This window comes from Caballeronia ptereochthonis (assembly GCF_001545075.1).
Taxonomy (GTDB): Bacteria; Pseudomonadota; Gammaproteobacteria; order Burkholderiales; family Burkholderiaceae; genus Caballeronia; species Caballeronia ptereochthonis.
Genome location: NZ_FCOB02000021.1, coordinates 53,791 through 77,600 on the forward strand (window position 1 = coordinate 53,791; position 23,810 = coordinate 77,600).

Annotated in this window: 20 protein-coding genes and 1 pseudogene; 11 read left to right on the forward strand and 10 right to left on the reverse strand. The window is 61.8% G+C overall.

Translation table 11 applies throughout. The features are described from left to right. Positions 1 to 73: 73 nt before the first annotated feature. Complete coding sequence (locus AWB83_RS21995; RefSeq protein ID WP_087047823.1) at positions 74 to 424, reverse strand: DUF2958 domain-containing protein; 351 nt, start codon at positions 422 to 424, stop codon at positions 74 to 76. Positions 425 to 720: 296 nt separating this feature from the next. Here AWB83_RS21995 and AWB83_RS22000 point away from each other — a divergent pair, with 296 nt between their 5' ends. Further along, positions 721 to 1,011, forward strand: coding sequence for a helix-turn-helix domain-containing protein (locus AWB83_RS22000; protein WP_087047739.1), 291 nt, complete (start codon positions 721 to 723; stop codon positions 1,009 to 1,011). Between the two features lie 65 nt (positions 1,012 to 1,076). Here the strand turns inward: AWB83_RS22000 and AWB83_RS22005 are convergent, their stop codons facing one another. The 3 genes and pseudogenes from AWB83_RS22005 to AWB83_RS22015 form a co-directional block, all read right to left on the reverse strand. Further along, entirely contained in the window at positions 1,077 to 1,394 is a 318-nt protein-coding gene (locus AWB83_RS22005; RefSeq protein WP_087047740.1) for a DUF736 domain-containing protein, read from the reverse strand. 769 nt (positions 1,395 to 2,163) lie between these two features. Then, a pseudogene (locus AWB83_RS22010) lies at positions 2,164 to 4,225 on the reverse strand (ParB N-terminal domain-containing protein). Positions 4,226 to 4,305: 80 nt separating this feature from the next. Further along, on the reverse strand, positions 4,306 to 5,130 hold the full coding sequence (locus AWB83_RS22015; RefSeq protein ID WP_087047741.1) for a DUF932 domain-containing protein: 825 nt from the start codon (positions 5,128 to 5,130) through the stop codon (positions 4,306 to 4,308). 662 nt (positions 5,131 to 5,792) lie between these two features. Between AWB83_RS22015 and AWB83_RS22020 the strand changes: the two genes are divergently transcribed. From AWB83_RS22020 to AWB83_RS22040, 5 genes are all read left to right on the forward strand, one after another. Beyond that, a complete protein-coding gene (locus AWB83_RS22020) occupies positions 5,793 to 7,055 on the forward strand; it encodes a hypothetical protein (RefSeq protein ID WP_087047824.1) in 1,263 nt (420 codons plus the stop codon). Beyond that, positions 7,052 to 8,110: a hypothetical protein gene (locus AWB83_RS22025; RefSeq protein ID WP_087047742.1), complete on the forward strand. Its 1,059-nt coding sequence runs from the start codon at positions 7,052 to 7,054 to the stop codon at positions 8,108 to 8,110. Before AWB83_RS22020 ends, AWB83_RS22025 begins: the two co-directional genes overlap by 4 nt. A gap of 92 nt (positions 8,111 to 8,202) precedes the next feature. Beyond that, positions 8,203 to 9,426 carry an ABC-three component system protein gene (locus AWB83_RS22030; RefSeq protein WP_087047743.1) on the forward strand — a complete coding sequence of 408 codons (1,224 nt, stop codon included), beginning with the start codon at positions 8,203 to 8,205 and terminating at the stop codon, positions 9,424 to 9,426. Next, a complete protein-coding gene (locus AWB83_RS22035; protein ID WP_087047744.1) occupies positions 9,423 to 9,911 on the forward strand; it encodes a three component ABC system middle component in 489 nt (162 codons plus the stop codon). Before AWB83_RS22030 ends, AWB83_RS22035 begins: the two co-directional genes overlap by 4 nt. After that, positions 9,908 to 11,872 (forward strand): DUF3732 domain-containing protein, encoded by a 1,965-nt coding sequence (locus AWB83_RS22040; protein ID WP_087047745.1) that lies wholly within the window; start codon positions 9,908 to 9,910, stop codon positions 11,870 to 11,872. The genes AWB83_RS22035 and AWB83_RS22040 overlap by 4 nt, the downstream gene beginning before the upstream one ends. 122 nt (positions 11,873 to 11,994) lie before the next feature. Here the strand turns inward: AWB83_RS22040 and AWB83_RS22045 are convergent, their stop codons facing one another. The 5 genes from AWB83_RS22045 to AWB83_RS22065 all read right to left on the reverse strand — a co-directional run bounded on the left by AWB83_RS22045 (position 11,995) and on the right by AWB83_RS22065 (position 16,920). Continuing rightward, positions 11,995 to 12,561, reverse strand: coding sequence for a hypothetical protein (locus AWB83_RS22045; protein WP_208636795.1), 567 nt, complete (start codon positions 12,559 to 12,561; stop codon positions 11,995 to 11,997). 16 nt (positions 12,562 to 12,577) lie between these two features. Beyond that, on the reverse strand, positions 12,578 to 13,396 hold the full coding sequence (locus tag AWB83_RS22050) for a TIGR02391 family protein (protein ID WP_087047747.1): 819 nt from the start codon (positions 13,394 to 13,396) through the stop codon (positions 12,578 to 12,580). Continuing rightward, a complete protein-coding gene (locus tag AWB83_RS22055) occupies positions 13,393 to 14,730 on the reverse strand; it encodes a PDDEXK nuclease domain-containing protein (protein ID WP_087047748.1) in 1,338 nt (445 codons plus the stop codon). The genes AWB83_RS22050 and AWB83_RS22055 overlap by 4 nt, the downstream gene beginning before the upstream one ends. Next, positions 14,727 to 16,073 carry a tyrosine-type recombinase/integrase gene (locus tag AWB83_RS22060; protein WP_087047749.1) on the reverse strand — a complete coding sequence of 449 codons (1,347 nt, stop codon included), beginning with the start codon at positions 16,071 to 16,073 and terminating at the stop codon, positions 14,727 to 14,729. Before AWB83_RS22060 ends, AWB83_RS22055 begins: the two co-directional genes overlap by 4 nt. A gap of 439 nt (positions 16,074 to 16,512) precedes the next feature. Next, positions 16,513 to 16,920, reverse strand: a complete 408-nt coding sequence (locus AWB83_RS22065) for a hypothetical protein (RefSeq protein ID WP_087047750.1) — start codon at positions 16,918 to 16,920, stop codon at positions 16,513 to 16,515. Positions 16,921 to 17,262: 342 nt separating this feature from the next. On the opposite strand from AWB83_RS22065, the gene AWB83_RS22070 reads away from it, so the two are divergent. The 4 genes from AWB83_RS22070 to AWB83_RS36835 all read left to right on the forward strand — a co-directional run bounded on the left by AWB83_RS22070 (position 17,263) and on the right by AWB83_RS36835 (position 21,668). Continuing rightward, on the forward strand, positions 17,263 to 19,161 hold the full coding sequence (locus AWB83_RS22070) for a hypothetical protein (protein ID WP_087047751.1): 1,899 nt from the start codon (positions 17,263 to 17,265) through the stop codon (positions 19,159 to 19,161). 119 nt (positions 19,162 to 19,280) lie between these two features. Continuing rightward, positions 19,281 to 20,375 carry a TIGR03118 family protein gene (locus AWB83_RS22075; RefSeq protein ID WP_087047752.1) on the forward strand — a complete coding sequence of 365 codons (1,095 nt, stop codon included), beginning with the start codon at positions 19,281 to 19,283 and terminating at the stop codon, positions 20,373 to 20,375. Positions 20,376 to 20,544: 169 nt separating this feature from the next. After that, positions 20,545 to 21,267, forward strand: a complete 723-nt coding sequence (locus AWB83_RS22080) for a pseudouridine synthase (RefSeq protein ID WP_087047753.1) — start codon at positions 20,545 to 20,547, stop codon at positions 21,265 to 21,267. Positions 21,268 to 21,491: 224 nt separating this feature from the next. After that, on the forward strand, positions 21,492 to 21,668 hold the full coding sequence (locus AWB83_RS36835; RefSeq protein ID WP_167389144.1) for a hypothetical protein: 177 nt from the start codon (positions 21,492 to 21,494) through the stop codon (positions 21,666 to 21,668). Here the strand turns inward: AWB83_RS36835 and AWB83_RS22085 are convergent. Beyond that, positions 21,665 to 22,684 (reverse strand): NAD-dependent epimerase/dehydratase family protein, encoded by a 1,020-nt coding sequence (locus tag AWB83_RS22085; protein ID WP_087047754.1) that lies wholly within the window; start codon positions 22,682 to 22,684, stop codon positions 21,665 to 21,667. The genes AWB83_RS36835 and AWB83_RS22085 overlap by 4 nt on opposite strands. Positions 22,685 to 22,771: 87 nt before the next feature. Between AWB83_RS22085 and AWB83_RS22090 the strand changes: the two genes are divergently transcribed. Then, positions 22,772 to 23,803, forward strand: a complete 1,032-nt coding sequence (locus AWB83_RS22090) for a CDP-6-deoxy-delta-3,4-glucoseen reductase (RefSeq protein WP_087047755.1) — start codon at positions 22,772 to 22,774, stop codon at positions 23,801 to 23,803. Positions 23,804 to 23,810 lie beyond the last annotated feature (7 nt).

Sequence of the window (23,810 nt, forward strand, 5' to 3'; positions counted from 1 at the left end):
CGCCACGCAAGCGTGGTGTTTCATACACGCTGGGTATCGAACCAGACCAAGAAAGCAAGGAAGCAAGGCGCGGTCAGTCGGGGATCGAACCGTCGAGCTGTGCCAGCCGCACATACCCGGACAGCGGCCGTACTGGATGGAAATACAGGTCGCGCAGGACGGGCCGTCCGAGCGGCCCGACGATCGCGGCCAAATCTGAGAGTTTCACCACGCCCAGCGCGGGGATACCGATGCCAAGGTCGATCAACCCCCAGGCTGTATTGCCGTCAGTGGGATCAAGTGCGGCCAGTAGCCAGGTCGCGTGCGCATCCGGCGTGAACAGCCGTACCACCGGCATCGGGTCGATGGGTTGGCCGGTAGCGCGTGCTTCGCCGACGGCGAGCAGTTGCGCGCGTTGTTCGTCCGTAACGAGCGGCTGGGTCATAACGGTCATTCCCACATATCCAGTAATACACGGAGCCGTTTTGCCACCGAAGCACGAAGCCGGCGAAGCGGATGCGTGCCTTCGTGGGAAAGCACGAAAGCGCAAACCGATGAATCCGGCCATGCTCGGAAACGCCGATGCGCAATGGTGCATATCAGGAAAGACACGAAAGCGGCTCTCCGGTTTTGTCGAAATCCGCCAAAGCGGATTTCAGTAACACGGCAGCAAGCTAAATTGCCGCCAATGAGTTAAAGATAACGTGGTTTTAATTGTCCCGCGACCGGACGCTTCTGTCCATGCAGAAGCGTCCCGTCCAGCCCGGCCGACCGGCCGGCGCTACCACCTTCGATGCCGAACTGGCCCAGGCGTTCGGCGCAGCGGTGCGTGCATTGCGGACGGAGCGCGGTATCGCCCAGGAACTGCTGGCGAATCAGGCCGGGATCGAGCGTTCCCACTTGGGAAAGATCGAGCGCGGCGAGCACATGCCCACGTTGGCGATCATCTTCAAGATCGCCAGTGCGTTGGAGTGCAGCACGGCTGCACTAATGAGCGCGACGGAAAGCCAGCTTGCGGCGTCCGGCGCGTAGCTGTTGCTGTGCTGTCTCTGGCAGCACGACGCCCCGCCGCCATGGGCGGGGCGCAGTGGCGGCGGTTAGTCCGCCTGCTGTGGCTTGCTGCGCGACCAGATCAGGTCGTGCGTGCCGTCCTCACTCTCGATCAGGCGGGCATAGATCGTCGCCGGGAACGAAGGATCGTCGAGGGTCACGGACACATAGGGCCGTTCGGCCTTGCTGACTTTCTTCCACGCCGCGCCGATGTCGTGGCTCGCCACCTGCACGCGGAAGTCGGGGGCATTCTCGCTGTCGCCCTTGTCGTTGGGAACCAGCTTGACCTTGACGTTGAGCGTCAGGGTGCGCAGCGTGCCGGTGAAGCCGTCTTTCTCTGCGGTGAAGGTGCCGATGTTAGCCATGATGTTTCTCCTTTCGGTGAACCAAGGTCGCGCCAGTGCGTCCTTGTTGTGATCCGGCCGGCGGGGGATGGGCTGGCCGCACCGCGCAGCGGGCGCAACACCGTGGAGCACCTGGAAGCGAAAACAATTTGTCCCGCGAGGAAGCCGCGCAGCGGCGGGGAAATTGTTTGCGCTGAAAGGTTGCGGCCATGAAGCCCAAGGCGCAGCCGCGCTCTCGCCAGGATTCACAACAGACCAAGGACGTACAGGCCGACCGCTCCCGAAAGGCGACAGGGCCGATTCGGCATCTCCGCATGACGGCTTCATCGGCTTGTACCCTGACGCGGGCAAGGCCAATCGCAACGGCAAGGGCGACAGCGAGAATGCCCTGCCGCAACCTGCGGCCCCGTGCGCGAGGCATGGTGTGGAAGCTCCATAAAGCAAGGCCGGGCGAGTGTGTCCGTGAACCGTCCTTCGTGACGTAAAGGCGGCGAAACGCCAGCGTCGAGGACGGCACGCTTTTGCACAACTTGTCGCAGCAAGCCGGGGCGTAGCCCCACGCCCTGCCCATGACGGCGGGGCGCCATCGAAACCTTGCCCGCGCCAGCGGCGGGCACCGACTGCCGTACCGCGCGCAAGGTCATTGCGCGCTCGCCCCGTCACCGCCTGGCCGAAGGCGGCGACGGGGCAGTTTTTGCCGTGGACGTTGAAACCGGGCGCGGCAGACCTGCCGCACCCGGTTCTGGATGAAAGGAAACCCCGGCGCAGTGCGCCGGGGCTAGGGACTCCCTCATGCGGCCAGTACGTGCACTTCCACCTCGGCGGCGGCATCTTCCGATGCAGCAGCTTCGTCCGCCGCTTCCGGCACGCCTTCCGGCTCCGTGTGATGTTCGGTCTGGAACACGGCAGGCATCCAGCCGGTGCCCTCGGCCAGCCGTTCGGCTTCGCTGGCAATGTCGCCCTTCTTCAACTTCGACAGACGGGTGACGTGCGCGGGGGCGAACTGCCCCACGGCTTCCAGAATCGCGGCCTTGGCAATGTGGCGGAAATAGCCCTCGGCGGTCGGCTTCCACCATGCGGCCATGTCCAGCCCCACGGCCTGCGCCAGTTCCGCGCCGGGTTGGCGTTGCGCAGCGCGAGGTGTCACCACGTCCACCGTGGACGCCACGCACACGGCCAGCAACCGCACCAGTTCGTCTTGCGACTTCGCCAACAACACGGCGAACAGTTCCGCGATGTCCTGCGGCAACGCTTCGCCTGCGATCTGCTGCAATTCACGAAGCGCCACGGCGGCGGGCGATTCCGGCACGTCTGGGGCCATGCTTTCCAGCCGGTCTTGCACGTCCAGACTCACGCCAAGCGGCAAGCCATCGCGGTGGTATCCATCCTGCAAGGCAGCCCGCACCATGCCATGCACCAGCGCAGTCAGCGCGACGTGCGGATGCCGTGCGACTTCGATTTGCAGCGCGGCGGTACGGTGCGCGCTCAACCGCTGCGCCAGCCGGTCGGACAGGCTCGCGGCCTTGGGCGCTTCGTCGGTGTCGTTGCCTTCGTCGTCGTTCGCGCCTTCGCCTGTGGTGAAGCCCTGCCGCAGCTTTTCCAGCGTGCGCAGCGCCTTCGCCTCGGCCTCGCGCAGCAGGCCGCGATGAATCACGGCTTCGCCTTCGCGGTCGAGCGTGACGATAGCACCGGCCACGGCGCGCACGTCCGGGGCATAGTCCTGCAAGGCATCTTCAATGGCTTGCAGTTCCCCATCCACCTGCTCGCGCCGTTCTTCCAGCGTGGCGACCTTGTCCTCGTCCTCGGCGTCGTAGGCTTCTTCCAGTTCGGCGTCGATCTTGTCAAGTCGGGTTTGCAGCGAAGCGATGCGGCGGGCTTCGCGGGCGGTCGGCTCGCGGCGCTGGCGTGGGGCGTTCTGGAACGTCTGGCCGTCGGCGTGGCTCATGTGCGGCACGGCTTCGACCCACGCCCAACCCTCGGCGCGTACTTCTTCGGCCAGCGCGTCCAGCTTGCCGCGCACCAGCGTTTCCAGCAGCGCGACATCGGTCAGGTAGGTTCCGGCATCGCCTTCGGCGAACAGGTCGCGGCGGATGCCGCCACCTGCCACCGTATAGGCATCCAGCCCGACGAAGCACACCAGCGGATGCGTGGCGTCGATTTCGCGCTCGGTCAGGCGGTCGCGCAGCGCGGACGGGCTGCGCTGCCATTCCGGCGCACCGTAGAACGCGGCCTCCTGCGCGGCGTGGTCATCGGTGATGGTGAGGGCCATCAACTGTTCCAACGTCACGACCCCGGCGCGGTAGTCGGCTATCAGGCGCGGCGAGACGTTGGCGAGTTTCAAGCGGCGCTGCACTACCAGCGGGGACACGCCGAAGTCGGCGGCAATGTCCTCGATGGGACGGCCTTCCTTGACCAGCGCGGCGAAGGCCGTGAACTGGTCGGCGGGGTGCATGGCCTCGCGTTGCACGTTCTCGGCAAGGCTGACGGTACGGGCGGAAGCATCGGCCACCCACAGGCACGGCACCTCAAAATCGGCGGCAATGCGCTTCTTCTTCGCCAACAACTTCAACGCGGTCAGGCGGCGGTCGCCCGCGACGACTTCGTACTGCTCGCCATCGGCGGCGAGGATGACAATAAGGTTTTGCAGCAGGCCGACGCGGGCAATGCTCGCGGGCAATGCTCGCGGCCAGTTCTGGGATGGACTGGCGCGGGGTCGTGCGCACATTGCGCTTGGAACGGCGCGGCAGCAATTGCGACAGCGGAACCAAGATCAGGTTTTTGGTCGGGTCGGCCACTTCCAGCGGTGCGGCGGTTTCGAGGGCGATGATTTCGGTTTTGGTAACGGCGTTCATGGTGACGACTCCAATCAGTTGAGGGATGCAGCAGCGAGAAACGCGGCAAGGGCTGCTGCCTGCCCCTGCCGCGTGGGGATTCAGGCTTTCAACTGGCGCAGGCCATCGGCCAGCAGCCACAAGGCGCGGTTGAGGCGGATGCCGTTGTCGATGCCCTGCACCGGGCGCGTGGTCTGGCGGCGACCGTTCGCGGCGCGGGCGGACAGGCCACCTTTGATAAGGTTTTCTTGCGTGCGGTTGAACACGCTCCACAAGTCGCGGCGGCTGTCGTCGTGACGGCGTGGCATCAGGATTTGCGATTCCGTGATGGGCGCGGGCGTGGCCTCGTCGTACTTCAACGCCAGCGCGGCGCGGGCGAACACTTCCGATTCCCCGGCGTCCAGCGCGATGGCCTGCATGGCATCGCGGGATGCCTGCGCCCGCTCGAAACCGTGCAGGACTTCGTAAGCGCCTTCGATCACCTGCCCGGCTACGTCGCCCTTGTGAGGTACGCGCACGTCCGCCACCGTGTCGCCACAAACAAGGCCGTTCTGGCACACGAAGCGGAACATGCCGGCCAACATCTGATAGCTGCTCGTGCCATCGTGCGAGTTCAGCAGGATGATTTCGTTGGCTTCGCGGCCGTTGATCTGGCTGGCGTGGCGCAGCCGGATCATGTGCTTGGTGTACTCGCGGCGGTCGTCGTGGCGCACGCGCGTTTGGCACACCATGAAAGGCTCGAAGCCTTCGCCGCGCAGTTCCTGCAACACGGTGGCGGTCGGGATATAGCTGTAGCGTTCCGAGCGGCTTTCGTGCGGGGCATCCGCGAAGATGGACGGTGCCACGGCACGGATTTGGTCATCCGACAGCGGATAATCAGAGCGCAGCACTGGGGAACGGGAAGCGAAACGGGATGCGAGTTGCATGGCACTTCTCCTGACAAAAGGGTTGGCTACTCACCGCAACCGGATTCCAAGATTCGGAGCCCGCCTTGGACTTCCGGTGCGGTCGGCACGAAGAACCCGGTTAGCCTCGTCGCCACCGTCTTTCCTGAGTTCATCGCCCGCGACGGTCAGGAGCGCGCGGACGGGAGCCGTCAAGGTGAAAAGCGCAGGGTTGGTGCGGCCCGCAGGCGCAGCCGAGGACACGGCCCGGCGCGCCTTGACGGCATACGGCCGTGGGCTACAGTCGCGGACAAGGGGATGAAATCAGGGAAGATGGCTGGGCAGGCAACGGCCGCTTCGATGCGCCGACCGCAAGCAAGCGAAGCGCGCAGGCCCGGATCGGAGAATCCGGGCCGTAGGCGTCAGCGATGGAAGGCCGAAGGGGACGAAACTCGCGCAGCGAGGTTCGTTGCGAAGCACGACAGCGCGACCCGGCTCAGCCAGGGACGCCAGATCAAAACCACGAGGACACGGATATTTCGTGGCACAATTTACATAGAGGGGATGAACCGATTCGGTAGCTTTTAGCTGTTTGGCATATAGGTATTCTCCACCCACGACACCTATGTGATGCACACGATCTCGTTGCCAGATTGAAGATCGAGGGGTACTCGAAAAAACCGCTGATGGACGGAACGGGGAAAATGGACAAAAAGACCAAGGGATCGTGGCTGATCCACCATACCAACAAGCTTCAAGGCGTAACCAATCAGGTCGGCTACGAGAAGACCTATCTAGCGGGAAAAGCCGGGATACTGCTTTCGGCGATATCTGCCAATAAGCTAATCACTGTCAACAACGACAGGTTGATCGTATTGGCGCAAGCCGCAAACATCAACACGACGTTTGAACTGCCGAAGCTCGTCGAGGTTTTGGAGCAGCAGAAGCTCGTTGACAAATCCTCCGGCGGGATCGCCGTGCTTGGCGTCACAACGGCTACTGCGCTGGAGCGCACCTCCGATATTTTCGATGCCCTCTCGCCCAACTCGAATGAAGTTGCTTCGATCACGCTCGCGGAGCGTGCCTCTATCGCCCCCGTGCTTGCTAACGAAGTGACTCAAGAGCTAGCTGACACGTATAAGCTTGCTTCGGCGAACCTTAGCCAATTGCTGTCTGATGCAGAGCAAATCGGCTTTGTCGATACCGAAAAACTTAGCAGCAACGATACATTGCTATTCAACGGCAATCTGTTCCGCCGGGATACCACCCAGAAAATCAAGGCCGTTCTCGATTCGCTTAAACCAGCGGAGCAAACCAGGCTCAATGAACTTACCGAGATGCTACGTAAGCGGGCATGCGTCACTGCCGATTATGCAAAACAGTTCCTGGGTGACGCACTCTTTCAGAAGGTGACTGCCATCGGACTGTTCGACATCAGCGTGGTTAGCAACTCCACCGAGGATGTCGGCTTCCTCACGTTGCCGTCCGCGTTCTCCAAATATAGCAACTCGATGGTCGATGACGCCTTCGATCTCGCCAAAGCCTTCGTGAGCTCGGTCACCTACGGCATGACCAAGAGCAACTACGTTCGCGGACAGATTCAAATGGTCGATGCTCTGTTGAGTGCACTCGTGCGCGGTGAGAGCGTGGGACCGGTGCGAGCGATTGCGGAAGACTATAAGGTGCTTGAACTGAAAGGTGTGGTCGAAGTGAAGCAGGGAACCAAGAAGGGGCGCACGGGCCCTATGCTCCGCCTGCTGAAAACGGAAGTGGGCGAACTTGCCCTTCAGGCGATTCGGCAGGGCGATGTCAGCGAGCACTCCCTCAACGCGTTGCCAACCGCGGCCGTTACCACGTTCAATGGCCCCGAGCACAATCGCGAGAAGGTACGGAGAACGCAAACCAAGATGAGCCCGAAGGCAACAAACGATATGCTGTCCATCCTGCGAACCGGAGGTGGACTGTGAGCAAGAGCCAAAGCAGCTTGCCCAAAGGCCCCTTGATGGAAGAGTTGTTGCGCAGCTATTTTCTCAAAGCTGGTTACTACGTAGTCCGTGGCGTTCCGTTTGTGTATGAAGGCTTTGACGTGACGGATATTGACCTATGGCTTTACAGCCGGACTTCGTCCGTATCACGCGAAGTCACTTTGGTGGACGCGAAAAACAAAAAAACGCCGCAGGCCATAGAGCGCATTTTCTGGGTACAGGGCCTGCGTATCGCAACGAAAGCGACGAATGCGATTGTGGCCACGACGGAGAAGCGTCAAGAGGTCAAAGATTTCGGACGTGAACTTGGCGTACTTGTTCTGGATGGAACTTTCCTGGGCAAACTTGCCAATTCGGATGATCCTAACGAAACTCGACTTGGGGATGAGGAGTTTTTCGCAAAGATCAACGACTACTCGCTGAGCAAGCTGGACGGCGACTGGAGGGGACGAATAGCGCTTTCGAAGAGCCTTCTTGCAAAGTCGCTCTCTTTTGATAGCTGCAATGAATGGCTTGGCCAGGGTAAGTTCTTCGCCGAACAGTCCATTGTCAAAGGCAACCAACGCGAGACGGCGCTACGTTGTCTGTACTTGGTGTGCTCGTTTATTGCCATCGCGATCGACTACTGCATGAAGGAACTCTCATTCCACGAACAGTCCGAGCGAAACGTACTCATCAAAGATGGCTTCACTTATGGCGCCAGAGGCAGCGCAGGTCTAAAGAAAGTCTTAAATGTCGCCATGGGGCTGGTCGAACAACATGCAAGTGACGGCCCTGCGATCTCCCGGCAAGTAAGGCTAAGCGTCGAAAAACAGTTGGCTCAGTTGAACACTGCTATCTTGGGCGAGTTTTTCTCAAAGAATGAGGTAGCCAGAACCCTGTTTGCCGTTGCCAAAGAGTTCGAGCAGATGGCTATGTCGCGGGAATTTACCTTTCATGGCGCGGCAAGCGTTGAGCTTCGTAGCATGCTCTTCTGTTTGCTTGACTACTGGGGTATCGACCGAGTGCTGTTTTCAGAGGCAATAGAAGCGAAGTAATCGATCGGGGGCGCCGCGGTTGCCGCGCTTTTCCCGCGAGAGGCCACTCGGGAAGCCTGCCTTCCTACAACATTGCAAAAAGGGACTTGGGTATGGCTGCGGCAACCACGGACAAGTTCTCGGCTGGTGAACAGGGACTGGGGTATATCTACCAAGCACGCCTTGCGCTGCTTCAGTTATTGCAATTGCCAGAAGACACGGCAGTCTTCCTGGAGAAGGATGACGACCTAGATTTCGTGGACAGTGACGGAAGCAAGTCGCTCGCATCGTTAAAGCACAAAGCCGTCGGCGACCGCCTAACCGATCTGTCGACCGACTTCTGGAAATCCGTCCGCATCTGGTTGGCTCGATATAAACGCGATGGCCGCAGCGCATCGAACCTACGCTTCTTTCTATTCACAACCGGCACGGTTTCGGAGTCCTCGTTCCTGAAGAGGTTCTTGCCTGTTCGAGTTGGCACTGACGACGAAGCGACAACCTTAGCCGAACAGGCCGAAGAAGCGCTGCGCAGATCGAAATCGGATCTCATCGGGGAAATCGCTCAAGCGTTTAACGAACTCACTGGCACCGAGAAAGAGGATTTCCTGACACGCATTCTGATTTTTGATGGTAGTCCCCGAATCCAGGATATCCCGGACACCATCAAAGACATGCACATGCGAAGTGTCCGGCGTGAACACAGAAATGCCGTGTTTGAGCGACTGGAGGGATGGTGGAACGATGCTGTTATCAAGCAGCTGATTCGCAGCAGAGACGAAGGGATTTTCGGATACGAGGTGTCGGACAAGCTTTCCGCGCTGTCCGAGGAATACAAGTTGGACAATCTTCCCATCACGTTTCGCGGAAAGGAGCCCACTGGCGAGATCGACACGGAGAACGACCCTCGAACCTTCGTGGCGCAGCTCAGGAAGATCGGAGTTTCTTCCAACCGCATTCGCAACGCGATTTTGGACTACTACAGAGCATTTGAACAGCGATCGGAGTGGGCGCGCGAAAACCTGCTGGTTTCTGGGGAGATTGAGGACTATGAAGACCGTCTCGTTGACGAGTGGAGCCGGTACAAAGACGTTGTCTTTGAGGAACTCGATGAGAACAGCGCTGAGGATGTGCTGCTGCGAGCCGGCAGAGAGCTTTACACATGGGCGGACCAACAGACCGGGAACTATGAATCATTGCGTATCCGCGCGCGCGTGACGGAGCCCTACGTCACACGCGGCTCTTTTCACATTCTGGCCGATGCCGCACCTGCACCTAGGGTCTATTGGCATCCCCGATTCCTTGACCATCTTGGTCAGTTGCTGGAGGTCACCAAGTGAAACGTTGGGACCATCGCCCCATAGAAATACGGAACCTGTTCAACCCTGCTTTCTGTGGCCTGGTTCTGTTCCGCGCCATACAGGGATATGAAGAAGAAGACGACAGAGGCATCCCGTTCTCGCTTTCCTTGCTCATCCTGCCGCTGTGCCTGCACAAGGACTCGCGCGAAGTGATCGCCAACCATTCCCGAAGCTATCTCCTAAAGGCTACCGAAAAGAATCCCCAGGTGCAGGTAGGCTTCGCCGAAAGGGTCACAGCCATGCTGCCTTATGCGTTTGAAGGCTTCGGCCTATTGATGGAGAAGGGCTGCATCTCCGTTGCGCCAGAGGGACGCCTCCAGACAGTTCCCGACAAGGTTCGAAAATCGGTAACCGGAACTGACGAAACCAAATCCTGCCAGCGAGTTGCACGCATCGTCGGGAAAGAGTTCGCCCGTATCGCAGACCGAGTGACTATATATACGACCTTCGGGATTCGTCCATGAAGATTAAATCCATCCATATCTACAGCCACGATGGGCAGCGCCGGGATCTGCAGTTCCACGTGGACGGCCTCAACGTCATCACCGGACGTTCTTCCACCGGCAAGTCCGCGCTCTCCGAAATCGTCGAATACTGCATGGGGCGATCGTCGTTTAATGTCCCGGAAGGCATTATTCGCGACAAGGTTGCCTGGTTTGCAGTCATCTATCAATTCGATCACGAACAGGTGTTGATCGCCAAGCCCACGCCGCCCGAGGGTGGTGCGAGCTGCAGCACGGCGATGTTGCGTCGGGGAGCAGAACTGAAGGCCCCCACGTTCGACGAATTGGCAGTCAACTCAGACGACGATGCCGTTGTCACTTTACTTTCTCGCTTGCTCGGGATTCCCGAGAACCGCACCGACGTCGCTGTGGAGCACAGCAGGGACAGCTACGACGCCAACGTCAAGCACACGTTTTATTACCTATTTCAGAAACAGGGGCTGGTCGCAAACAAAGACCAGCTCCTCTACCGCCAGAACGAGCAGTTTCAGCCTCAAGCGATCCGTGACACCTTACCGATCCTGCTCGGGGTCTCCTCCCATGATCGCTACGACCTCGAATCCAAGCTGCGCGCGGCGCAGCGAGATCTCCGGCTCAATGCGAAATTGCTTGAGCAAGCACGGGATGCCATCGACACGTCTCACGAGAAAGCGATTGGCCTGTACTCTGAGGCCAAGGTTGTTGGCGTGGTCGGCGGCGCGGACCTCGGCACGACGGGCGACGGAATCATCGAAGCCTTGCGATCTGCCCTTTCTTGGAAACCAGAGAAGATTCCCGAAGACGACGGGAGCAGGATTTCTCGCCTTGAGGAAGAAATGGGCCAATTGCGCAAGGATCGGCGGGAAGTACAGGCAAGAATCGACGCCGCTCGTCAATTTTCCAAACGCGCCGGCGGCTACCAGAGCGAGGCCACAGAACAGTTGGATCGGCTCGCTTCAATTAAGGCGCTACCGAAGAATCCGGATACCGGCGAATGGCAGTGGCCATTCAGCGAGTCGAACCTGGCGTTGGAATCCCCTCTCGCTACAGTCCTTCTCAATGAGCTGCAATCGCTTGACACCGAATTGCGCATTGCCATCGGTCAGCGTCCCAAGCTGGATGCCTACCTGTCCGATCTGAATGAAAAGACACAGCAGATTGCGGGCGCCATCAAGGACAAGGAAACCGAGATTGCCGCAGCGATGGCGGCCAATGAAGCAATCGCGCAGATGGGCACACGCAACAATGCTGCCGCACGTGTCGTCGGCCGCATCAGCCTGTTCCTGGAAAACCTCGCTCCGAACGAAGAACTCGCAAGACTTGAGAGGGAACACCGTCGTCTGAAGCTGAAGGTCGAGGATCTGGAGAGTCGGATCGGCGCGGACGACAGCAACGAGCGGCTGAACTCGATACTGAACATCATCTCGACACAGGTATCGCAATACATCCGGAAATTTGAAGCCGAGTTTGGTGCATATCCAGCACGATTCGACTTGGCCAACATCACGATCGTCTTCGACCGTCCCGAACGTCCGGTTCCCATGAGCCGAACGGGGGGCGGCGAAAACCATCTGGCCTACCATCTATCGGCGTTGCTCGCACTGCATCTGTTTGCCGTCAAGAACAACCGCCCAATCCCGCGATTCCTGCTGATTGACCAGCCAACACAAGTCTATTTCCCGTCCGAGCAGGTCTACAAGGACGCTGATGGCTCAGTCACAAAGACGGAAGAGGCCGATGCCGACATCAAGGCGGTTCGGCGATTGTTCGAGTTATTGCTCAAGTTCACACAGGAAGACGCGCCTGGTTTCCAATTGATCGTCACGGAGCACGCCAATCTTCGCGAACAGTGGTTCCAGGACGCATTGGTGGAACAACCATGGACCAAGCCGCCGGCACTGGTGCCGGAAGACTGGCCCGAACGATCAAGCAGCCCGATATGAGAACTTGTCATTGCGTGAAGCTCGCTGAGCCGTCCATGACGGGGTGCCCCATAAAACGTGGGCACCGGGTACGATGCCCGCCGCGCAGCGTAGGCAAGCGTTCAACTAGGCGTCCTGGTCGATCACTCCTGGCGGTGTTCCGCGCTGAAGTTGCGAAAGGCAAACGTGATCAAATCGCGCACCAATTCCAGAAGGCCGCCGACCGGAAACCCATCGAATGGATCGCCGTGGGCCATCGCATTTCGGCGTTGTGCCAAGGTCGGTCTATGCGTGCCGACTAGTTGGCCGATGGCGCTACCGCCACAGCGTGCGACCATCGGTATCTGCGCGTCGGTCAGACCGTCGACTTCCACCAGATGCCTGAGCACTGCGGCGAACGTCCGCTCACGTGTTTTAAGTTTGGTCCCATAGCGGTCCATTAGCGCGAGTTCCAGCGTGGTCAAAGCGACCAGTTCACCGGCCTTGATTAGATCGGCGTCTATCCAACCAAGCAGATAGAGCTTCTGCGCGCGGGCGTATTTCAGTCGCACAACATCTGGGATGCGAGCATCCATGTCGAGTTTAGCGATGAAGGCGCGCCATTGATCAGGGTGGTCGAATTGAATGAAGCCACCCGGGTTCCCTTGAACTGGCCACGGCATCAGGAGCGGTTCTAGCCGCGGCGGCAAATCAATATGTGACAGGCCCACGGATGGGATTTCCTCATTACGGTGATGAGACGGCCACTTTCTGTGCGCGATCAAGCTTGCGATGAATCAGTGACACCAACGTCAGAATGTCGAGCGCATCTTGCTCGGACATGGGCCAGTTCATCTTGGGCGCATGGGCCAACGGATTGCGCACGGCACCGAACAGACCGATCAGGAGATTCGCAAAGCCTTTCTGTTCGCTTTTCTCGGATTCCGTGATGAGCGGCCCTAACACCAAGACGGGCTGCTGACCAGCAAATGCCTTGTTCACGAGGTCGGCGCCATCGCCGTTCAGACCTGACAGCGTACGAATCCGCTCAGCGACACCTTTTGTCGCCTCGAAGACCGCGTGGAAGTAGTTTTCGTCGAGCAATTCGGCACGGCAGTAGCTCAACACTTCCTCATGCACGGTCCGGCTTTCCAAGGCAGCCTTGAGTCGTCCGGCACGCGCGCGGGCCGCATCCAATGTCGTTGCCTTGTCGGCATGGCCAACCTTGCCATCCTCGCGCACGTAGAAGCCCGAGAAGGCCAGCACGACATTGAGTTCATCGCGCCGCCAGGCGAACGTCCCCGTATCACGGGCATAGCTCACAGGATTCATCGCTCGATTGATAAACATGATGAGGTGGTTTCCCACCTGGTGCTGGTTCTGTGCCGCCGCTAAGGCGTTGAATAAGCGCTTCCATTTGGTGATGCCCGGGGACACGTCGGCGACATTGATCTCCTGAAGCAAGCGCTCGATTTGCGTGCCCGTAAGTCCATGCACTGTGTCGGCCAACACCTGGCAGGCGGCTTGAAGATGCTGGGAGTCAAAGGGGGCAATTTGCGTCGTCACCGCATGCCTCTAAGTTCCGCCAGAAATGCCGTGCCGATTTCCACAGCCAACTCCGCCCCCATCGGGTCTACATCGACGCCATGCGCGGCCTCATTGAGGACCCGTAGGGATTCCAGAAATCGTTCCGTGCTGGCTGGCGCGAGACCACGTTGATTCATTTCACGCAGCATATTCCCAATGCCGACCGGTACCTTCAGAGCAACGCCATTGCCAGATAGGATGTCCCGTAGGGCTCGCTCGATCTCGATTCGCAACTTGATGACAGACATCAGCGGGAACTCGCGCGCAAACTCCTCGGCAGTTGGTAGCGCCTGTTGAAACTGCGGCGGCAGCGCCGGCGAGAGTCGATATTGGGTGACGCCCATCGGCTTACTGGAGTCGCGCAAGGCATATTCGACGATCACCTCATTACGGCCCTTGCACAAGATGATGCCGATGGTCGGCTGATCGTCCTTATGTCGAAGCTGGTCATCGACGGCGGAGAGGTAGAAGTTCATCTTGCCCGCAAACTCGGGCTTGAAGTCTTCGATCTTCAACTCGATCACGACGAAGCAGCGCAACCGCAGGTGATAGAAAAGAAGATCGAGGTAGTAGTCCTGACCACCGACTTCGAGATGGTACTGGCTGCCGACGAACGCGAAGCCCTTGCCGAGTTCGAGAATGAGCGAGCGCAGATGCTCGATAAGGCCGCGCTCTAGGTCACGCTCCAGCATGTCGGGGCCAAGCGCGAGGAAATCGAAGGTATAAGGGTCTTTGAGGAGCTGCTGCGCAAGCTCGGACTGCTCAGCGGGCAAGGTTCGCGAGAAGTTGGTCAGCGCGCTCCCCTGACGGGCGAACAACTGGCTTTCGATCTGGTGGACGAGGACAGCACGACTCCAGCCATGCTCGATCGTCTGGCGAGCGTACCAGGCGCGCTCTTCGGACACCTTGATCATATCGAGCAAGCTGACGTTATGCCCCCAGGGCAATTGTGCAACGACCCGTTGCACAATTTCGGCGTCGGGCCACGCCTCGGCAAAAGCACGCATATATTTGAGGTTTCGAGCTGAAAGCCCGGTCATTTCGGGGAAGGCTCGGCGGAGATCGTCCGCCAACCGGTCAATGACCTTGGTCCCCCAACCTTCGTGCTCCTGCCGGGCCAGAATGTCGCGGCCGATACTCCAATAGAGCAGGATCAGCTCGCGATTGACCGACAGGCTCGCACGGTGACGCGCCTCAGCGATCTTCCGCTTGAGGTCGCCGACAAAGGCAGAATAGCTCTGCGCGTCGATCTCCGCGGCAGGGTTGGCGACCTTGGCGCGACGGGACGGTGGCTTGGACGACGGGGGGCTCATGCCGCTTCCTCCTCTGAAATCAGGTCCCGCTTGCTTCCCGGCGGAACGGCGCGGCTGTTTTCCTTGCGGTGCCGATACGGGCGGTAGTTCCCTCGGCTCGTGAGCGTCTTGTTGCAGTCCGTGCCGCCAGTATTCGCCGCCGGCGACGCAACCGGCACCATCGGCGCGCGGCTGTCGATCGTATCCCGCCGCAGGTTGGCCACCTTCTCAGCAGCCGCGCGGATCGGATCATCCTCGGCATGCACGTACCGCATGAACATGGACACGGTTTTGTGTGCCGTAAGTGCCATACCGACCTTGACCGGAATTCCGGAGTTGGCAATGTCGGTCGCAGCGCGATGACGGATCCCGTGCGTACCGACATGAATCACATTTGCACGTTTCAAGACTCGCTTCCAGCCATTGTAATAGGTGCTTTCGGGCAGCGGAATCGAGCTGTCGAAGATGGCCGGACACACATATGGCGAATCGTCGATGCGGTAGGCGTTGGACAACAATTGGTAAGCCACCTCGCTCATCGGCTTGGAAATATCGCCGGTCTTGCTATCAGGCCAGGCGATGCGGCGGTTCTCAAAATCAATCCAGGACCATTCGAGCAATCGGATTTCCGACATGCGCGCAGAAAACTCGAATTGCAGGCGAACCGCAAGCGTCAACGTCGGATGTTCCAGCCCTTCGGCATCCGCGCGGTCAAGATAGGCATAGAGACGCACCAGTTCGTCGTTTACGATATATCGCGTTTCACCATTCTCGGGGTATTTCGGCACATGCCGACAGGGATTGGAGCCATCGGGCCGGTAGCCCCACACCTCGGCCATGTTGAGCATCTTGCGGATGCAGGACAGAACCCGATTGGCCGTGACCGGGATTCTCGCCAGATCGCGCATCAGAGTCGTTATATGTTGCCGGGTTACGTCAGGCACTTTGAGCCGGCCCAGCATCGGCACGATGAAACGGTCAATCTGGTCTTGATAGGTATCAACGGTGCTCGGCTTGTTGCGAGGTCTGGAGTATTCCTCCATGAACTGGGCACACAACTCTTTGACGGTAGGCGACAGACGCGCAGCCAGTTTCGCGGCACTCGGATCGTTGCCTTTCCGCACATCAGCCAGCCAGTCCTGCGCGATCGAGCGAGCCTGCTCGATGGTCAACTCGCCAAACTGGCCGATTTTCGGCTTGCGCCGCTCGCCCCAGTTCGTGCGGTACTGGAGCATGAAGACCTTGCGCCCGCGGGCGGTGACTTTGCAGAGAAATCCGGGGACAATGGTGTCCCGCAATTCGTAATCTTTGCCGGTGACTTCGGCCGCATCGACAGCGGATTTTGTGAGCTTGATCTTGGCCATGACGCCTCCTAGTTCGGGATCGAACGCAGGAACCAGCCAGGAGCCACGGCATCGGAAAGTGTGCCGCAATCAGTCTGGTCTAGGCGTAAGGTTAGACGGTACTAACCTCTTGGAAAACCAAGCCCAGCAAGGCTTAGCGGGTTCCAGCGTAGCCCGATGCTATAGGAGGCTGCCGGACTCAAAATCCCCCGCCGCAAGGCGTGCCGGTTCGATTCCGGCCCTGGGCACCACGGATTCTTCGAAAAGCCGCTCCTTCGGGAGCGGCTTTTTGCGTTTGGGCGGGCGAAAGCGCAACGCTCCTACGGCTCCCCTCCGCCACGATGCACTTGCGCAGCGTCCCGTCGATCCAGCCAGTCGACCAGACGGGGTATGCTGAAGTGCCCGACGGCACACATCAGCACAACCAGCCAGTAATCTCTGAAAAATCCCACAACGAAGTTCAACATTTGGCCACCTTGGCTCTGCGCACGGTCAGGAAAACCGAACATAAGTAGTACACCAAAGATTCAAGCAGAGGATGCAAGGGCAGGATGCCTTTGACCTCTTCGTTGAACGCGGCGACGAGCAAGTATATCCATAGGATCACGCCGCCAAGCGAGGCGAAAATTCCCAGATTCGCGATAAATATCGCCTGTTCGAATCGCCTCCTGCAATCCGCACCGATTTCACCTGGAAACGCGGTCACGGCTACATTCAGCGAGATGCCCGAGGCCACAAGCGAGATCGGGAAGAACTCCTCTTTACCCGGCTGCCTGAAACCCACGCGCAGGATGTATTCGATCACGCCCAGGAAAACGGGCAGCCAGAGGACCACATGTCGTGTCGTTGTTTCGAAGCTGGATCTCATCGTCAAACTCTGTCGTACTCGAAGACATCCAATTTCGCCCCGCGCGGCCCATCACGGGAAGTCGTCCGGATGGCCAAACGGTGCCCCCGCTCGCACTCGCATAGCGCCGCCACTTAGGCGTTTCCCCTAACCCGTTCATTTCGCGAATGTGCGCAATCGCGTAGACGCGTTTCGACGCGCTCCGCAAGAATGGGCCTCCGATCGGCATTCAGGACCCCGGCGCGCGGAGCATCGCGAGGATGCTCGCCCGCGCGGCACCCGCATTTCGGGTTGCTTAGGACTTCCCGATGTCGTGACTCGCTCGCGCGACGCGTCGAGCCATAACTCGAAGATGGGTGCGACATGAATCGAACCGAATACTCGCTGTCGCTCGACTCCGTGATTTGCCACCGCTGCAACACCCTGTCCCGGGCCGAGGAAGCGACCTGCCCATTCTGCGGAGCCGATCGCCAGGGGGCGATCTTCACCTCGGCAGCCGAAGTTGCAGCGAGCGCGGCGGCGGCGCCCGCGTCCGAGCAACTCGACATCGTGGACCTGCGCGACACCGGCTGGCTCAAGCGCGTCGTGCGCCGCAAGATGGTGACGTCGTATCCGAGCCTCGCCGAACCGGGCGACGAACCGCAACCGCCGCCGCGCAAGCCCGCGCGCACGGGGATCGCGATGCTGGTCGGCGGCGTGGTCGCGGGGCTCGCGGCAGGCGGGTATTGGTATGTTCATTCCGATGACGATGCCGATGCGGCGAAGGCACGCCCGACCATCAGCGCGGCAGGCGCGATCCACGACGGCGCGTCCGATCCAGGCGATGCCAGGAACGCCAGGCACGCCGCGCCGACGCGCTCCACGGCGGATTCGACGAGCACGCAGGCGGCCGCGCCCGCGTCGTCGGAAATGGCGAAGGCGAGCCGTCCGCAAGAAGAGCAGAAGCCTGAAGCACCGCAGGCGCTCGCTCAGGCTGCCGGCGCGAAGAACGCCACCGCGCAAGCCGCGATCGCCGCCAGACCCGCAGCCTCCGGCATTCCAGTCGCGTCGCGCCCGGCAAACGAGACGGCGTCGCCTGCACCGCGTGCGGAGCAGGCTGCCTCTACGCCGCCTCGCATGGCCGCGGCAAGCAGCCCCGTATCGACTTCGACGACGCCGGCGAGCACCCTCGCTGCGACTGCCCCGGCGAAACCGCCGATGCACGCGGCTCCGGCCACGACGATCGCGGCGAGTCCGGCTTCGCGCATCATCGCGCCGCCGGCCGCGTCGGTCGCGTCGGTCGCGTCGGTCGCGTCGGTCGCGTCGGTCGCGTCGGCTTCGACGAGGCCCGTCGCGCCAGGCGTCGCAACCGGCGCTGTCGCATCGACGGGTGGCTCGGTCACGCCCGCTGCGCCTTCGATCAAGGCCCCGGCGACGCCAGCCGCGACCGGCGCCGCGCCGGCACAGAAGCCCGAATCGCGAGAGAACCCGACCTTGGCCGCCGCCAGCGCCATCAAGCCGACGGCGCCCAGCGTCAGCGCAACCCCATCCGCTCCTCGCGTGACGACGCTCGCGGCGGCGACGCCACCCGCGCCCACCGTCGCGAAACCGGCGACGCGGCCGGCCGAGCCGACGCGCGCCGCGCCGGGCGCAATCGCATCGAACACACCCGCCGCTGCGCCTCAACGCGCCGCCACCAGAGACAAGCCGAACGCCGCGCCGACGATCGCATCGATCGAAAAAACCACCGCGCCGCCGATCCAGCCGGTGCAGGAACCGCCCTCGCCTTCGGTCGCGCGCAACATCGCCGCAGTCCAGCAGGCGCTCGCCAATCGCGACCTCACGTCCGCGCGCCGTCACATGCGCGGCCTCTATGCGAGCCAGCCGCGCAGTCCGGAAATCCAGCAGCTTGCGGCCGATTTGTCCCGCCAGGAACGCGCACGCGACAGCGCCATCGCGAATGCCCGCTCGTGCGCCGCCAACAAGGAGCCGACCTGCGCACTGCGCAGCGCGCGCCGTGCGGTGGCGCTCGACCCGCGCAACGCACAGGCGCAGACGACGCTGCGTCACGCGCTCGCCGTGCAGAACGAGACCAACACCGAGTACTTCCGGCAAGCCAGCGCGATTCCGCGGCCCGCCGTTCCCGCGATGACCTTCGACGGCCGCTGGAGCGCGAGCGGAAGACACGGCGCGGCGCAAGGCGATCATGACGAGCAACCGCGCTTCACGCTCTTCGGCTGGGGCGTGCCAACCGTATCGAAGGGACGGGGCGATGCCCATTGACCTTCATCGGAGGAAGCGACCACCGCCACGACTGCAACGATCGCCAGCGGAATAAGCCTGCGCACTCATTCGTTTAGAGGTGACGAACTGACGGCGCGCCGCGCCGGGGAGTCACCATCATGCAAAACGGATTGTGGAGCCGCTTCATTGCCTGTGCCGCGGCGCTCGCGGCATTGACCGGCCTCGCCTCGTGCGGCGGTTCGGACAACCACATGACGGCGGCGACGCGCTTCAGGCTGTCGGTCGTCGTATCCGACGGCGCGATCGCCGCGCCGCACACCGACCCGAATCTCAAGAACGGCTGGGGCATCGCATTCAACCCCACCGGCTTCGTCTGGGTCGCCAATAACGGCACGCAGAGGGCCACGCTCTACGACGGCAACGGCGTCGTCCAGTCGCTCGTCGTATCGATTCCGCCGACGGCGAACGGCCCCGCCAACCCGACCGGCATCGTCTTCAACAAGGGACCGGATCTCATGCTCACGCGCGGCGGCAAGTCCGGCGTCGCGGCGTTCGTCTTCGCGGGCGAAGGCGGCTCGCTCAGCGCGTGGGCGCCCGCAGTCGACATGACGCACGCGTTCACGGTCGTCGATTCGAGCGCGTCGGGCGCCATCTACAAGGGCCTCGCGATCGCGACCACCGCATCGGGCGGCCACCGCCTCTACGCAACCGACTTCCACAACGACAAGATCGACGTCTTCGACGGCACCTTCACGAAGATCGCCGTGCCCGGCGGCTTCTCGGATTCGCGGATTCCCGCGGGCTTCGCGCCGTTCGGCATCCAGACGATCGGCGCGAAGATCTACGTCACGTACGCGAAGCAGGACAGCGACGCCGAGGACGACGTGCCCGGCGCGGGCCAGGGTTTCGTCGACGTGTTCGACATCGACGGCAATCTCATGCAGCGCTTCGCACCGAACGGCCCGCTCAACGCGCCGTGGGGCGTGGCGCAGGCGCCGGGCAACTTCGGCACGTTCAGCAACGATATCCTCGTCGGCAATTTCGGCGACGGCACGATCAACGCCTACGATCCGAACAGCGGCGCGGTCGTCGGCCAGCTCATGAGCACGGACGGCACGCCGCTCGTGCAGCACGGCCTGTGGGGCATCGCGTTCGGCAACGACCTGAACGCGCAGCCGTCCAACACGCTCTTCTTCGCCGCCGGGCCGAACTCCGAAGCCGACGGCGTGTACGGCCGCATCGACATGCAATGACGCGGCCAGCGTTCTCCCCTGGGCGATGACGCATTCCGAATGCGCATCGCCACCTTGCGCGCCGTCCTTTACCCGGACGGCGCTCTTTTTCTGCTGATGCGAGGCGGCTCGACAGGCGCTGGCTGAAAGCGCGGCTTGCTAGAATGCGCGCTTCAACTTCGCTCATCCGATGGACCTCGAAACCCTCCTCTTCTCCCAAGGCTTCGGGTCGCGCCGCCAGTGCCGCGGGATCATAGCCGAAGGCCGCGTGCGCATCGCAGGCGTCGTGCGCGACGATCCGCGCGACGATTTCCCGGTCATGCCCGAGCTCGAATTCGAAGTCGACGATCATCTCTGGACGTATCGCGAGAAGGCTTACGTCGCGCTCAACAAGCCCGCGGGCTATGAGTGCTCGCGCGATCCACAGCATCATCTGAGCATCTTCCATCTGCTGCCGCCGCAGTTCGCCGAGCGCGGCATGCAGGCCGTCGGCCGTCTCGATCAGGACACGACCGGCCTGCTCCTGCTCTCCGACGACGGCGCGTTCGTCCACGCGTTCACCTCGCCCAGGCGCAAGGTGCCGAAAGTCTATCTGGCGACCGTGCGCCATCCGCTCGACGACGAGCAACTCACCAAGCTGCGCGAAGGCGTGCTGCTGCACGGCGAAACGAAGCCGAGCGCCGCGCTCGCGGCCGCGCGGCGCGACGAGCGGCTCCTCGAGCTCACCGTGCTCGAGGGCAAGTACCGTCAGGTGAAGCGCATGGTCGCGGCCTCGGGCAATCGGGTGGAAAAACTGCATCGCGAACGCGTCGGCGGCTACGCCTTGCCGGAGTCGCTCGCGCAAGGCGCTTGGCGCTGGCTCGACGAGTCCGATCTGGCCGCGCTGCGCGGGGAGCCGGGCAAGACGCCGTGATTCGCGGAGAAGCGGCCGCGCTGCTGCTACCGCGAGTTCGTCGACGCGATGCCGGCGGCGCGGCGCACCCGGCCTGCGGACGTGTTAATCGATGCGCATTGACCATGCAAATTGGTGTAAGCCCTTAAATCCCTGCGCTGCGGCGCAGCATGCCTTCCTCGATCCGCACTCATATACTGAGCTTACGGATACCAAAATGACTATCAAAAAAGCAGGAGGGCATCATGGTCTCCCACATGACCGTCGCGCTGATCGCGTTCGTCGCTCTGAGCGCTGTCCTCATCGGGGCACTGGCAGTCGTCATGCGCATGCGCCACAAGTATTCGGCGAACCTCATCGGCGCATTGATCGGCGCGCTGATGTGCTTCGTCCTTCTGGAGACGATCCCGGCGCTGATCTAGCGCCGCGCGCTCATGCGCAGGAAATCGCCGACGGTCGGATGTCGCAGCACGTAGCGCAGCTCGCGCTTCAGGCGCGCGTTGGCAAGCCGTCGCGATTCGCGCATAAACGAAAGCGTGATCGGCTCGAGACGCGTTTGCGCCTCCTGCCGCGAAATGCGCGGCACGCGCGCCAGGCCGTACGCATCGGCTACGCGGTCGAAGTAATCCGCCATGCGCAAATCCGTGTCGTCGGAGGCGTTGAACACGCGCTGCGGCCGTCCGCGCGCAAGCGCGCGCACGAGGATTGCCGCGAGATCGTCCGCGTGGATGTGGTTCGTGTAGACGTCGTCCTTTTCGACGAGCGCGGGCGTGCCCTTTTCGATGCGCGCGATCGGCAGGCGATTGTCCGCGTAAATCCCGGGAATGCGCACGATCGACACGCGCCAGCCGCTCTGCCGCCCCGCCGCGCGCAATTGCCTCTCCGCCGATACACGCCGCCGCGCGCGCTCGTTTTCCGGGCGGGCGGGCCGCGTCTCGTCGATCCACGCGCCGCCGCAGTCGCCGTAGACGCCCGTCGTGCTCGCATAGACGAAGCGCAAGGGCGAGCCGGAAGGCCCTCGGCGCTTCGTCGCCGCGCCGGGGGCGTCGGGTACAATGAAAGACGTTTTGCCGGACCGATCCGGACGCCGCCAACGGCTTTGCGCGCCGCGCGCCGCCGAGCGGCGCGAGCGGCGCAATGCGGCGATCAGCGCGCGCGTGCGGCGGTCGGTATCGCCGTCGCGCTGCGGAGGCGCGAGATGCAGCACGCTGCGCGCGATGCCCGCGAGCCTTCTCAGGCTGCGGCGCAAATCGAGATCGCCGGGAATGGGCGTCGCGCCGGCCGCACGCAATTCGCCCGCGCGCTCCGGATGATGCGTGAGCGCGATGACGCGAGGCGCGGCAGTACGCGCCTGGAAGAGCGGCAGCGCGCGCATGCCGACATCGCCGCATCCGACGATCAGGACGCGCGCGCGGCGAAGGCTTCGAGTGGCGATCATCCGGGCATTCTATCCGGCGCCTGAAACCGGCGTGCGGCGTCGCAAGAGACAACACGAGACAACTCCACACATCGCAGAAATCGATCTATGGCTTTCAACGTAACGCTCCGGCAAAGCGGCCGGCAGTTTCAAGTAGAACCCGACGAACCGGTGCTGACCGCGGCGCTGCGACAGGGCATCGGCCTGCCGTACGGCTGCAAGAACGGCGCGTGCGGTTCCTGCAAGGGCGCGGTCGTGAGCGGTGAAGTCGAGCAGGCGCCGCATTCGTCGTCGGCTTTGTCGAACGACGAAAAGACGCGCGGCATGGCCCTCTTCTGCTGCGCGACCGCGCAGACGGATCTGGAAATCGACGTGCGCGAGGTCGCGGGCGTCGGCGACGTGCAGGTGAAGAAGCTGCCGTGCCGCGTAAATGCGCTGGAGCGCCGTGCCGACGACGTCATCGAACTGAAGCTGCAGTTGCCCGCCAACGAGCGCCTGCAATATCTCGCGGGACAGTACATCGAGTTCATCCTGAAGGACGGCAAGCGCCGCAGCTATTCGATGGCGAGCCCGCCGCATCACGAAGGCCCGCTCGAGCTGCACATCCGCCACATGCCGGGTGGCACGTTCACGGATCACGTGTTCGGCACGATGAAGGAGCGCGACATCCTGCGCTTCGAAGGCCCGCTCGGCACGTTCTTCCTGCGCGACGAGTCGGAAAAGCCCATCGTGCTGCTCGCATCGGGCACGGGTTTCGCGCCGATCAAGGCGATCATCGAGCATGCGGTGTTCAAGAACCTGAACCGCCCGATGACGCTCTACTGGGGCGGCCGCCGCAAGAAAGACCTGTACATGATGGAGCTCGCCGAGCAATGGGCGAAGGAAGTGCCGAACTTCAGGTTCGTGCCGGTGCTCTCCGAACCCGACGCCACCGACGACTGGACCGGCCGCACGGGCTTCGTTCATCGCGCTGTCATCGAAGATCTGCCAGACTTGAGCGGCTTTCAGGTGTACGCATGCGGCGCGCCGGTCATGGTGGAATCCGCGCAGCGCGATTTCACGCAGCATCATCGCCTGCCGGAGGACGAGTTCTACGCGGATTCGTTCACGAGCGCGGCGGATCTCGCGCATCCGGTCTGATGTCGCT